Source organism: Pedobacter steynii, from assembly GCF_900103665.1.
GTDB lineage: Bacteria > Bacteroidota > Bacteroidia > Sphingobacteriales > Sphingobacteriaceae > Pedobacter > Pedobacter steynii.
Genome location: NZ_FNGY01000001.1, coordinates 461,754 through 475,225, shown reverse-complemented (window position 1 = coordinate 475,225; position 13,472 = coordinate 461,754). Strand labels below are relative to the sequence as shown.

Annotated in this window: 8 protein-coding genes; 1 reads left to right on the top strand and 7 read right to left on the bottom strand. The window is 39.5% G+C overall.

Annotation, left to right across the window (positions count from 1 at the left end; translation table 11 throughout):
• Positions 1-25: 25 nt before the first annotated feature.
• Positions 26-2,551, top strand: a complete 2,526-nt coding sequence (locus BLQ87_RS01850) for a zinc-dependent metalloprotease (RefSeq protein ID WP_074604416.1) — start codon at positions 26-28, stop codon at positions 2,549-2,551.
• A 115-nt stretch (positions 2,552-2,666) separates the two neighbouring features.
• On the opposite strand, the gene BLQ87_RS01845 is transcribed toward BLQ87_RS01850, so the two are convergent.
• The 7 genes from BLQ87_RS01845 to BLQ87_RS01815 form a co-directional block, all read right to left on the bottom strand.
• Positions 2,667-3,269 (bottom strand): hypothetical protein, encoded by a 603-nt coding sequence (locus tag BLQ87_RS01845; protein ID WP_074604414.1) that lies wholly within the window; start codon positions 3,267-3,269, stop codon positions 2,667-2,669.
• Positions 3,266-6,655 carry a DUF6443 domain-containing protein gene (locus BLQ87_RS01840; protein ID WP_083361637.1) on the bottom strand — a complete coding sequence of 1,130 codons (3,390 nt, stop codon included), beginning with the start codon at positions 6,653-6,655 and terminating at the stop codon, positions 3,266-3,268. The genes BLQ87_RS01845 and BLQ87_RS01840 overlap by 4 nt, the downstream gene beginning before the upstream one ends.
• A 12-nt stretch (positions 6,656-6,667) precedes the next feature.
• Entirely contained in the window at positions 6,668-9,436 is a 2,769-nt protein-coding gene (locus BLQ87_RS01835; protein WP_143010305.1) for a hypothetical protein, read from the bottom strand.
• 346 nt (positions 9,437-9,782) lie between these two features.
• On the bottom strand, positions 9,783-10,733 hold the full coding sequence (locus BLQ87_RS01830) for a hypothetical protein (protein ID WP_074604409.1): 951 nt from the start codon (positions 10,731-10,733) through the stop codon (positions 9,783-9,785).
• Positions 10,734-11,029: 296 nt separating this feature from the next.
• Complete coding sequence (locus tag BLQ87_RS01825; protein WP_074604407.1) at positions 11,030-12,022, bottom strand: cytochrome-c peroxidase; 993 nt, start codon at positions 12,020-12,022, stop codon at positions 11,030-11,032.
• A gap of 10 nt (positions 12,023-12,032) precedes the next feature.
• Complete coding sequence (locus BLQ87_RS01820) at positions 12,033-12,800, bottom strand: sulfite exporter TauE/SafE family protein (RefSeq protein ID WP_074604405.1); 768 nt, start codon at positions 12,798-12,800, stop codon at positions 12,033-12,035.
• Positions 12,801-12,943: 143 nt separating this feature from the next.
• Positions 12,944-13,438, bottom strand: a complete 495-nt coding sequence (locus BLQ87_RS01815) for a lipocalin family protein (protein ID WP_074604901.1) — start codon at positions 13,436-13,438, stop codon at positions 12,944-12,946.
• Positions 13,439-13,472 lie beyond the last annotated feature (34 nt).

Here is a 13,472-nt window from a genome sequence, read left to right as displayed (position 1 = left end):
CATCAAATATCAATTTAATCCTTTAATGAATTTCAGATCCACTTTATCAACAAAAAACAGCAGCCTGACCAAGGCTGCTGTTCTGATCCTGCTTTCAGCATTCACCATCGCTGATGGTTATGCTCAGAAAACCAAATGGCCAGGCAGTATTGCCGGAAAGTCAAAGCAAGATACGACAGCAAAAACAGCGGAAATCAAAAAGAGTAACCTCAAAAAGTTTTCAGAAGTCATCCCTGCCGGCACCAAAGCCGATGGCGGATTATTCAATATTTATAAAGTAGACCAGAAATACTATTACGAGATTCCGGATTCCCTGTTGGGCAGGGAAATGCTCGTGGTAACCCGTTTTACTCAGACACCGGTAGCATTGAAAGAATCAAGGGCTCAATATGGCGGAGAAATGATCAATAACCAGGTTTGGAAATGGGAAAGACGCGACAAGCAGATCTTTATCAGAGTACCAAGCTATACCTACGTAGCGGATGCATCTTCTGACCTGCATCAGGCATTAGAAAACTCCAATGCATTGCCAATTCTTGCAGTCTTTGACATCAAAGCTTTCAGCAGCAATGGCAAAGGTGTTTTGATTGACATCACCGACTTTTACAATGGTGATATTCCGGGAATGTCTCTTCCTGAAGGCTTGAAAAAGACTTACAAAATCAGCGGAATTGACAATACCAGATCTTATGTCGATACCGTAAAAAGTTTCCCTCAGAACGTGGAAGTAAAAACGGTAAAGACTTACAGAAGCCCGGAACTTCCGGCAGATAAAAGTGTTGGCGCCATGACTTTCGGATTAAATACCTCTATGGTATTACTTCCAAAAGAGCCAATGAAAGCCCGTACAGAAAACAAAAGGATCGGTTATTTTACAGAAAGGCAACTGGATTTCAGTGTCAGCGATAAACATGTTACCCCTACTGCCTATATTCAGCGCTGGAGATTAGAGCCTAAAGATGAGGCTGCATATAGCCGTGGTGAACTGGTAGAACCTAAAAAACAAATTGTTTATTATATCGATCCTGCAACCCCTAAAAAATGGGTACCCTTCCTGATTCAGGGGGTGAACGACTGGAATACTGCTTTTGAAGCCGCAGGTTTTAAAAATGCAATCGTGGCTAAAGAAGCACCTACTGCGCAGGAAGACCCGGAATTCAGCACAGAAGATGCACGTTATTCGGTGATCCGTTATTTTGCTTCTTCTACAGAGAACGCCTATGGTCCAAGGATCGCAGATCCAAGGTCAGGAGAGATTATGGAGAGCCACATCGGCTGGTATCACAATGTGATGTCTTTATTGAGAAGCTGGTTCTTTGTACAGACCGCAGCCATTAACCCGGCAGCCAGAGGTACGGAGATCAGTGATGCACAAATGGGCCAGCTGGTTCGTTTTGTTTCTTCTCATGAAGTAGGACATACACTGGGTCTATTGCACAACTTTGGTTCCAGTGCTGCCTTCCCGGTAGATTCTTTACGTTCTAAAACCTTCACGGCTAAATATGGTACAGCACCTTCCATCATGGACTATGCACGTTTCAATTATATCGCACAGCCTGGTGATGGCATCACCGAGATTTATCCTAAAATCGGTGCTTATGATCAGTTTGCCATTAAATTCGGTTATACCTATTTCCCTGCTCAGCAATCGGCAAAAGAAGAGAAAAAGGTACTCGATGCGATGATCATGAAGAAATCAAAAGATCCGGTCTATTTCTACGGGAAACAAGGTTCTATTGATCCGCGTGCACAAAGCGAGGACCTTGGCGACAATGCCATGAAAGCCAGTACTTACGGAATTGAGAACCTGAAGAGGATTCTTCCAAACATTGAGAAGTGGACTTACGAGCCAGGAAAAGAACTGGAAGATGCGAATGACTTATATTATGAAGTGATCCGCCAGTACAGACGTTATGTAAACCATGTGGTTTCTAATATCAGCGGATTGCAGGAAGATGTAAAAACAGTAGATGAGCCGGGCGCAGTTTATTCTTATACACCTAAAGCAAAACAACAGCAAGCCATTGCTTTCCTGAACAAACAGGTCTTTACAACACCAAACTGGTTATTAAACAAATCGATGATGGCCAGAGTAGACTATGGTGTGGTGAACAACCGCATTATGGAAATGCAAAACCAGGTGCTGACTTCCCTGTTGGAAACTTATGGTTTCGCCAGGATGATCGACGATGAGGTTAAAAATGGAAACAATGCGTATACGGTAACCAATCTGCTGACCGACCTTCGCGTAGCGATCTTCGCGAATGAAACACCTGATGTATTCAAAAGAGCTTTACAAAGAGCTTATGCGGATCGTTTAGGGGTATTGTTGAAGCTGGATAAACCGGTAGTAGAATCTTCATATGCGATCATGGGCATCACGCCTTACAATCCAAACAGCTCTGACATGAGGTTATTGGTTCGTGCAGAGCTAAAAAAACTGAATGCGAATGTAAAAGCATTGCAGGTAACGGCAACGACACTATTGATTAAAAGTCATTATGAAGACCTTGCGGACAGAATCAACAAGATTCTGAATCCAAAGATCTAGTCGGTTTTTTGATCATAAAAAAGGGGTTGTTTTTTCAAACAACCCCTTTTTTTATAAATTTCAGGTTTACGTCCTCAGCTTCCCCAAGCATCGCGACATTCCTCTATCTAAAATCTTATTTCTCCATAACTTTCAAAGCCTCATTTTGCTTTTTACTAAGAGAACCAAATACCTCAACAGTGATTTCATTACGTTCTCGAAATTTCGTTACAGCAACTAGATCCGTAATATTATACCCCCAGTAAATAGTATTGTCGCTCCTGTTGGTTAAAACGTTAATAGCACTATCAATTTCTCCTGTTTTTATTAAGTGGGTCTTAATGAGTTCCCATTTACCTTGATTTAATTCATATTTAATTACTGTTGTTTCAGAATCACACGATAACAGTAAATACTTTATGCTCTTGTATCTTTCGCCACTACTATTCAACTCAACAATAATCAATGAATTAAATTTATAATCATTTAATTGTTCCTCCTTAGAAAGACTATTTAGAAAAGCTTGTCTTTCAAATATAGATACCTTATCCTCTCTTTCGTACTTTAAAATTTTCACAAGTTTATCATCATTTTGATTCACCATGTTAATTTGAGTTTTCCTTTCCCATATTGGCAGAACAGACAAATTAAAATTCTCCGAAAAGCTTTGTGTACATTTATAATCCCTGCAAGCTGAGGAAAATATAACGACTAAAACTACTATGCTTAAATATCTCATGGTCTTATAATTTCAACTGAAGCTCTTTGTTTAGCCCCTTGTTCCCTTCTAATCGCGTTATCAATTTTATCTCTCACTTTAATTTCATCTTTAGGCATAAATACAACCTTTTTATCTCGATCTGGATCTCGAACTGTTGACTCTTTCCCCGTTGCTTTCCCTTCTATTCCATCTTTTGCATGTCCAAGTTCATGACCTAAACCAACCTGAGCTGGCCTCCCCGTTGATCCATCCGCATTGACAACATTATTCCCCTTGTCTTTTGGATTAAATGATATGACAGAGCCACTCCCTCCCTCCTTCTTACCAAATGCCGCATCCACATTATTAAAAATGGTAGTATTACCTTTATTTTCCCACTCATTGTATCCTACCACTATATCATGTTTGCTATTCACCAAAGAAGTAACTAAATCCGTTCCTACGGGCTTAGGACCACCGGAAGGAGTTCCAGACATCTCTACTTTACCGCCTTTTGTTAATGTTAATTTCTGATTTGTTAATAATTGAAGTTGACCAAAAACTTGTTCCCGGTATGCTTTTGTACCAACAATAATTATATCTTCAGGTGCCATCCCATCAGGATCTGTAAACCTAATTGGATTATTAAAACCATAATTATACGGTGAATATCTCCTCATCTTATCAGAAAGCGGATCTATTGTACTAAAACGCCCAATTACCGGATCATAGAACCTAGCCCCGTAATCATATTGCCCTAACTCCTCTTGCAACTCCTTGCCATTGTAAAGGTATTTATTGTCACTTGAAGCTGCAAGTACCGGCTTTCTTAATCCAAACGCATAATAGTTATCTCTTTGGATAGCCTCAGTCAAATTGCCATTCGGATTCCGGTAAACAGTTGCTCGTACATTCCCTAAGTGATCCGACAGATTATACTCATAACTGTATGTTGATCCGTTAAGCCTGGCGATTCCATCTTCGACCTGAATAAAGTCAATCGTTCCGTTTTTATATTGAATACCATCCAGATAATCTGTAGTTTCTGTCCCACTGACCTTCCTAAGTTTTGCACCTGTTGCATCATAAGTATAGTTCACACTAAGTCCGATTTTACTCGCTGTAACCGGAAGGTTCAGGTAATTATAGCTGAGGTTTACTCCGTTTCTTCCGTCTTTAATCACATTTCCATTAGCATCATAGTTATAAGCCCCAGTAGCCAATCCTCCGCTAACCTGCGTCAAACGGTTCCCGTTATAAACATATTTACCTTTTACTCCATCCCTGATTAAACTGTCAATGTTCCCCATTACATCATAGGTCAGGATTTCGGACATTCCGGCACTTGTACTGCTACCATTAGTCAGCCGGTTTAGTTTGTCATATTGATAAATGAAACTATTGGAGAAATTTGCCCCACCATTCCCCCAGTTTTGACCAGCTATATTGCCGTTATACTGAGGTTTTACTCCCTCATTATAACTCAGTTGAACGCTGAACTTATCACCAGTAGTTCCATTTAGCCAGCCGCGTTCATTATAAGCATATTCGGTACTATGTAAAAAAGCCAATCCCTGGTCGGTGCTGTGTAGTTTTTTATTTTTAAGCTGTCCAAGGTCATTATATTCCAGCTTGTTTAAAACAAGTTCCTGTTGTCCGTTGATGCTTTGAAAGCTCGCCAGTTTTCTCCCTGTATGATCATACTCAAAACGATTGGAGATCGTCGTAATTCCTTTTGAAGGATGCTGATGAGTCCTTACCTGGGCAACCAGCTCTCCTGCAAAATTCCAGGTATTGTCAATAACATCGGTACCATCCAGGTTGTTTTGTGATCTGGTCTGAACATTACGTCCCTCATCATCATAATAGTTTACTGTCAATAGAAATTTATCAGTCCCGAGTATCCTTACCTTTGTACCGGTCAGCAGGGTTTTCGTTCGATCAGCTCCAACCTGATTACCGGTTGGAATTCCAAAAATATTGCCTGCAAAGTCGTAGCTGTCATAATAATTCACGGTAAGCCAGTCAGCCCCAACCTGTGGAAATGACAATCCATCATAGTCAGTACCAGTCCTGCTTTCCCAAAGAACAGACTGTCCCTCCACTGTCGATTGTAAAGAAATACGACCGGCGACATTAGTGTACAAGCCAGTAATCACCACCCGGCCAAAGGCATCGTATTTGGTAAACAACCACTGTCCACTAACCCTTTGATTAGCATCTTGCGTCAGTACCACCTGATCTAATTTATTATAGATAAGATGCTCCCAGCCCTTTCCTGGCAATTTCTTCTCAGTTATCCGCTTCCTGCCATCATAATGATACGCATAAATAAACTGATCAAATGCAGCATCAGCTTCCGTAAAACCATTCAATACACTCTGCCCGTTCTCATTTACCGCAGGAGGAAGTACATAGCGAAGGTTGCCCAAATCATCGTACACATAATAAGTACTCAAAGCCTTTGTATTCGTTTCCCAGATCTTTTTCAATACCACGGCACCACTAAAATCTTTAAACTCTTCTATGGTACCAGCTTTTCCGTCTGCCTCAACCCAGTTTTCATCTTTTGTTATCGTTTTATATAATTTCCCGGTAAGATAAACTGTTGCTGTAGCTCCATTCGCATTCACCTCCCATAGCTGTACTTCGTTCAACAGATTACTGCTGTATTCCATTTTCACAGTGTGGCCTGACGAGCCTGAAGCTGCTGGTTGCCATGTTACCCCTGGAGCTCCCTGCTCCATCGTCCGGTTTAAGGGTGACGCTTCAAATATCGTTTTTGAAAATGCAGCATTGCCTGGAATAGCTTTTACACCCGGAGCTGCCCAACCTGAGGGATTTGTAGGATTAATATAAAAATCATTCTGTTCTGCAATGGCGTTGCTCTTATAACTGCCATTGCTTGTGCCCAGTGTCCCCGAATAAGGCAGGTATTTCTTATCCTCTCTTCCAAAAGCATCGTAAGCCATAGGTTGTACCAGATCCCTGAAAGTAGGGCTTCCCTGTACAACGATACTTTGTAATGATCTACCCAATCCATCAATATATTGAACCGTTTGGTTTAGCTCACTCGTATTTCTTGCAGAATCTATGTTTTGTGAACTTACATTCGGCATTTTAAACACCCGGGTCCGGATGTAGTTTTGATTCACCGAAGGGCTCCAGGCAGACGGGACATTTTGTACAAAACTCGTCCCTGTGAAAATCCGGACCTCACTTCCTTTTGGAATAAAAAAACCTGGCTTCAAGGTAACGCTTATCGGATCTTTAATCTCTTTTTCATTATTATACCGATCAAGTATCTTCCCTTCCTGGGCAGTGGCTAAACCAACTACAGTTTGCAATACGATCAGGATACCTATCTTTTTCAACTTCATACGAAACAACTGTGCATACAAGTAATAACTTAATTTCTTTTTCATCAATGAGTGCGCTTATGGTTTTAGATGGTATTCGTAAGATTTAACAATATTCCCCTGCTGATCTTTAATATTCAGTAGTCGTTGGAAGTGATCATATTCATAGTAGGTTGTTTGCCCTTTAGCATCTGTCTGACTTGTTACACCAATTAGTGGTTTATAGGAAACGCTACTAATCTGCGTATTTGGAAGTCCGGTTCTTAATGGATTAATAAAACTGTCTATCGCAGCTTTATCCGGATTTGAATTGAGAAATGCATCTATTGCTGTTTGTCCTAAAATATTTCTTACGGCGGCATAATCGCTGTTCTTTATTTCAGCAACAGCGTATTTACCATTATAACTCCACAGGTAACTAGTCTGCTTAACCGTATCGGTTCTTACATTTAATGGGTTGCCATAACCATCATAAGAAAGCACTTCAACTTGTTTATAGTCAATGCCTCCAGATGGGGAAATGATTTCTTTCTCAAACCTTGCAATTCCATTGTACAGCTTATAAAAAATTCTATCGGAAAAAATATCACGATCATTTTTTGTAATTTTACGAAATACAGTTTCATTAACTCTATTTTGTGAAAGATAATATTGGTGTGCTTGTATTTCCGGCGTGCTAAGATTTAAGGAGCTATTGTCGGAACCGGCATAAAATGAATATTCATGCGTAGTTAAGCCGTCACTATTTGTCGAATAGGTATGAGATGGTAATAAAATCACATCATTTTTATAATCTAAGAACTGAGTGTTTAATACCTCCAAGCCTCCCTCGTATGTTCTGTTTTCTACTTTCCTTAAATACAATGGTAATATGGCTAATCTGAAATCTGACTGCCCAAACTCTCTGGGATAACAACGTCCTTGCATATCATTAATTGAATAAGAAAGATCTGGATGCATCAATCGAAGCGTTTTAATCCAAAATCTTTTCTCCATTGGATGAGTTGCATCTTCCCAAAACCCAGAAGTATTATTGGCAGGAATTTCGTAATAGTACTTCACAGAGTTAACCAAACCATAATTCAAGCCCTCTTTTTTGTACGTATTTTTAGCAGTCAAAGTTCCTCTAATTAAGCCCAATATATCGCTCCTATTGTGATAATTAAGAGCTTCTGGATCGTCATAACTATAAACTGTTTTCCCCCCAGCCCCATCGATACCATTGTACTCGGTTACTAAGCCGTATGCGATCGACGTATCGAAGAATCTGGAAACATTATCAACAATAGGACTAGTTTGTGTTGATATGGTATAACAAGTGAACAACTGTAGAGAACTGGAAGGTAAATCATTATTAACTGCGCAATTTGATGGATTATTACCAAACAAATAACTTTCTTCCTGAGTTTCAAAAGCCAATGCGTCATTAAGTGGTTTTTCATACTCAAAACTCTTTGTCGATAGCAATTGATCATCAACATCATAATTACGCAAAGATTGGATCCTTAAACCGCTAACGTTTCCAGAATTAAGTGCATACTCATAACTCGTATGACCTCCTGTGGGATAAGTGACTTTATTTAAGATTGACGCCTGTACATAAGTAAGATCAGCAGTTCGCATAATATTACTTCCTGTTGAAATATCATACCCGTAATTATTAAAATAACCACCAAAATCAATTCGAGTAGAAACCCGTTCCGGTAGGTTTAAAGGATTATAACCAAATTTGTAGGTTTCTGCGACTTTACCCTGACTATCTTTCTGAGATATAGAATCCAGTTTTAAGCGAAGATTGTTGTCGTTCGATGAACCAAAATAAGTTTGATTCAAAACCCAGGAATTCATTAAGACATCAGAGCCGCTTGTTGTATTGTAAAATTTAATTTCGTTAAGTTTCTGGGAACTGGTATTATCGGCTCTTGTACTATAATCAAATATTACCTTTTGACCATTGCTGGAAACGATTTGGCTCAACCTGTATTCCTGAACATAGCTGGTATTTGTACAGATGACATTCTGAGGTTGTGCATCTACATAACATCTGGAACATTGATTATCGACTAAACGTTTGTAGGTTGCACTGGGTGCTTCTGGATTGTTATAGGTATCCTTAGAATACGTAAAATTCAGCTCTTCTCCTTCATAAGTGATTACTTTTGTAAGGGCGAAACCTGGATTTTCTGAACCTGGGATCAGCGTTCCATTACACATGCTTGAAGTGGAGGATATCGCCATGCGATTAAAATAAAATTTATTTCCTTTGGAGTCCTTAACAAGAAATTCTAATGAATATTCGCTAAACATTTCATCATTTTTTTTCAATGAAATACTAAGATCATTTCTCGGACTTGTATAGCCAGCTCCATCTTTAATTAAAAATTTACTATTTATTACAGGCGTACTTATATAAAACAAATCAGGTTGATACAGATCATTTGCAGCTATATGTCTATCCGCTTCATCGACATCCTGCCAATTAAAAAATATGTCTTGTGTATTTGAACAGTCACCATCATAAGGATCGTACCTTTTTGCCAGATAATAAGACCTTTTGACTTCTGGTTGTTCATCTCTAACGTCCATTAATCCCATCACTTTACAAGATATAAAGCCACCTGCATTTACTACCCAACCAAGACCCGCCGGATTTGCAAATTCTTGTACTTTATTACCTCCTGCATGATAACTAATGCTCAACGGCCATTCAAAGTTTTTAAGTTTGATTGAACCTAAAGCAAAACTTATATCAGGTATTCCAGTGTAATGGTTAACAGGGGTATCTCCATATCGCTGAAAATTAGCCATCGCAGGGGCTGCAGGTACAAATCTTGTAAGATTAGCCATAGTGAAGTCTGTTTGATAATTCACTTGTGACACAGCAGGATAGACATTCGACAATAATATAGTTATCAGTATTAATGCAATTCTGAATTCTGAATATACGCACTTTTGTTGCTTCACATATTCATTCCTATTTGTCAATGAGAAAACTGGCAGAAAAATTTGTTTCATTTAAGTTGGATAATGGCACTTTCTAAATACTTGAGCTACTAGGCAAACAAATATCATTAAGGCGTTAATAATTTGTGTTAATTTAATAAATAACTAGCACTTACTTAAGTTTTATTAATCGTTATTGTTTTTCGTTATTACAGCATGCTTTAGCTAATCCATAAGTATCAGCAATCTTTTACTTTACCAAAAGCAAATTGATCTTGCTTTCCAGGTCCTGGAGTCTTTTCCCATATTCATTATTAACCGCGTTAACCTTGTTTAACTGTTTATCCTTCTCAATCAAATGGAGCGTTAACTCTTCTATTTTCTGTAGCAATTTCGCATTCATTTCTCCGAGCTCAATCCCATTCTCTTTCACTTCTTTTGCAGAAGGGATCCCAGGCAAATGACCCTTTTCCTGAATATGTTTTTCTATCTCTTTTAAAGTAGGAAGCTGATAGTCTTTATCGAATACATAATCCGGCCAAACTGTACTTTCTACCTTAATTTCTCTAGCTTTGATATTTCCTTCTACGGCAAGCTTAGCTGAAGGATTGTTTGTACCAATACCTACGTTTCCGCCATTGGGGTTTAGAATGATCGCAGTATAAGATCCTGTATAAGCCTGAGACTGCAATTCTGCATAGTTGGAAGAGGTATTGTAGGCTAATGAAAGTCTTTTTTCCGGATTTGTTGTACCTCCAATTAAAACCTGCGAATTAGCCGGAGCACCTGAGGTATTGGCATCTGCCTGGACATGAAATTTTGATAAGGGATTTATAGTTCCTATTCCGATATTACCGGAGGTCACCCTTAAACCAGCCCCCTGAATATCAACATAACTCTTGCCATACAGCGTTCCCGGATTAAGAATAATACCTGTATCCCAGACTAGCCTTAATTGCTGATAGTTAGGCTGAGTCCAAGCCCCTTCTGTTCTGTGAATACCGTAATGCAGAGGATCAGGGCTATACCATGTTATACCATCTGGCCCATCAGATCCATCATTTAGATTATTGAAACTTAATTTAGCTTTCGGATCAACTGTACCAATTCCGGCGTTCCCCATTGGAGGAAAAGTATTCGTTTGCGCGTTTGAAGCGATAACCCAGGTCATAAGACAGGTTAAGAGGCAGATTTTTTTCATAGTAAGTCTATTGGGGAGGTCTTGACTGATTGCAGAAATTTAGAATTTCCCGCTTAAAGCATCCAGTTCTAAATTTCTATCCTATCGATTTTCATATTTGAGATGTGTTAATTTTTTTTCTAAAGAGCGTATTTCCACGCAGATTATTTTAATCAGGCGGCAAATATAATATTCTTAAAAAATATTACACCCATCAAATTTATCGAAAAATATTCTGTAATGCACAAAGCAACTGATAGAATTTGTGTTCTGTCAAAGTCCAGAAAAAAATGCACTAAACAGCACGTAAATACGGTTTATTGAAGCGTGGTTTTATTGATAAAAGCATGGTCTGTTAATGTCTTCAAAAACAGGATGATCTTTTTCTGCTCTGCGCCCGTTAAAGGAATTCCTGTTTGACCATGCTGCTGTAGCAAAGGATCCAGTCCGGCTTCTTTCTTTACTCCGGAAGCATAATATTCCAATACCTCTTCCAGTGTATTGAACCTGCCATCATGAAGGTAAGGACCGCTCACTTCTGCGTTTCTTAAACTCGGTACTTTAAATTTCTTTACCGGATCATTGGCCATTGCTGTTCCTATATTCCTAAGCGATTCGTCACTGAACAAATCCGTAGCATGACAGGAAGCACAATTGTCTTTAAACAATTTCAATCCTTCCTTTTCATCCGGACTAAAAGTATCTTTCTGCTTTGCCACCAGCTGATCGTAGCGGGAATTGGCAGAAACCAGCGACAACAGGTATTGTTCAATTGCCCCGGTAATGTCTTTAGCTTTGATTTCTTCAATGCCAAAAATCGTTTTAAAATGTTGTTTATAAATCGGGGATTGATTGATTTTCTTTACCACGTTATCCATTGTCTCCCCCATCTCTGCCGGGCTTATAAAAGCATTGATCGCGGTATTCTGAAGTTTTGTTTCCCTACCATCCCTGAAATAAGAATGTTTCCATTGCAGGTTCATCAGCGCCGGGGTATTTCTCGTCCCTAAGATCTGATCATTTACCCCTTCATTGATCTTAATGCCCGCACTGGAGTAGGCATCGACCTGATTGTGACAGGAAGCACAGGCCAGCTTTCCATTTTTGGACAAGGATACATCATCAAACAGCTTTTGTCCGAGGGTGATCCCTTCTACCGTTAAGGCAGGGTCCTTTTGAAAAGGAGCAGGAAAGTTGACAGGTCTCCTCACCGCAACCACCGTTTTTATCGTGGACAGGCCAAAAGCAAGACCTAAAAGAACCGTAGAAAATGTAATAATCGCAACAACAAAAAGTTTATTTTTCTTCATTTAAAATCAATTATGCCTTGATAAAGATATCATAGGCAAACCTCAGGATCGTCCCGAAAACAACGATCAGAAAAAAGATCCTGATAAATTTATTGCCTTTTAATAAGGCCAGTTTAGTACCGAGGAAAGATCCCCCGACATTACAAAAAGCCATAGGAATGGCAAACTCATAAAGAATATGTCCGGTACTTCCGAAATAGCAGATAGCCGCAATGTTCGTGGCCATATTGATCAGCTTTGCACTCGCACTGGCATGCAGAAAATCATAACCCAGTAAAGCAATAAAGGCAAGGATAAAAAAAGTTCCCGTTCCCGGTCCGATCAGTCCGTCATAGAAGCCAATAACAAAACCGAAGAAAAGGCCAATGGCCATTTGCTGGAACAGGCTATGGTCTTTGTGCTGGTGCACCCCGAAACTCTTATTGAAATAAGTATAGACCGCCACGGCAATCAGTATGAAAAACACTACCGGTTTAACCACAGTATTGTCGATCAGCGTAATGCTATGCGCACCAAGGATCGCCCCGACAAAAGCCAGCATGGCCACATAGATCAGTAATTTCCAGTTTAGTGTTACATTCTGCGAATATTTCCAGGCGGCGAATGCCGTTCCTGATAGCGAAGGGATTTTGGTAGTTCCAAAAAGAGTAGCCACGGAATACTGTGGCAAAACGATCATGATGGCTGGTGTTTGGAGTAAACCTCCCCCACCAACAATGGCATCAATAAATCCGGCAAAAAAGGAGACTATACAGAGTATAATCAGATCTGTGACCATAACATTTCTTAATTGCCGCAAAAATAGCGTTTTTTAAAGTGCAAGATGGCCGAAACGAAGGTTATTTTTTGTGGGCAGGGTGTAAAAAAAAAGAGGACCCACACCACTGAGTCCCCTTAACCTAAACCAAAATTTACTAAAAACTATTTTGCTGCTGCTGTAAAGTTTAACACGATATAAGCAGTCGAATTACCATATTCTACCGGCGATTTGATCACCAATGATGTTTTTGTTGAAGAAGAAAGTACCAATCTGTAACCTTCAGTTACGTTTTTCGCTTTATCACCTTCATATAATTTCTTGAACTGGAAAGTCTGATCCGGAACACTTGCCGACCAGTAAATGGTCTGTGTTTTTGCTGCACATGATGCACCACCTGGCAAGCTGTAACTTCCATTACCACTATTTGTTAATCTCCAGGTACTTCCCACAAAGCAATTAGCTGAGCTCTCACCAAACAATGTTTTTACAGATGACTGAGGAATGCCTTCATAAGTAATGTCGTTTAGCACCCAGTTACCTGTTACATCGCCACGCTTAACAACAGTTTGAGCAGCGCCACCACCTTTTGGTGAACAACTTTGCAAAACCATTAATGAACTGCATAAAATGGCTGCTATCAGGAATATTCTTTTCATATCAATTTGTTTTTCTTCTCTAATACATAAATCT

Excerpts from the sequence above, each read along its gene's own strand:
- BLQ87_RS01835 (WP_143010305.1), bottom strand. The coding sequence starts at position 9,436 with ATGGCTAATCTTACAAGATTTGTACCTGCAGCCCCTGCGATGGCTAAT.
- BLQ87_RS01830 (WP_074604409.1), bottom strand. The coding sequence starts at position 10,733 with ATGAAAAAAATCTGCCTCTTAACCTGTCTTATGACCTGGGTTATCGCT.
- BLQ87_RS01820 (WP_074604405.1), bottom strand. The coding sequence starts at position 12,800 with ATGGTCACAGATCTGATTATACTCTGTATAGTCTCCTTTTTTGCCGGA.
- BLQ87_RS01840 (WP_083361637.1), bottom strand. The coding sequence starts at position 6,655 with ATGAAAAAGAAATTAAGTTATTACTTGTATGCACAGTTGTTTCGTATG.
- BLQ87_RS01825 (WP_074604407.1), bottom strand. The coding sequence starts at position 12,022 with ATGAAGAAAAATAAACTTTTTGTTGTTGCGATTATTACATTTTCTACG.
- BLQ87_RS01845 (WP_074604414.1), bottom strand. The coding sequence starts at position 3,269 with ATGAGATATTTAAGCATAGTAGTTTTAGTCGTTATATTTTCCTCAGCT.
- BLQ87_RS01815 (WP_074604901.1), bottom strand. The coding sequence starts at position 13,438 with ATGAAAAGAATATTCCTGATAGCAGCCATTTTATGCAGTTCATTAATG.
- BLQ87_RS01850 (WP_074604416.1), top strand. The coding sequence starts at position 26 with ATGAATTTCAGATCCACTTTATCAACAAAAAACAGCAGCCTGACCAAG.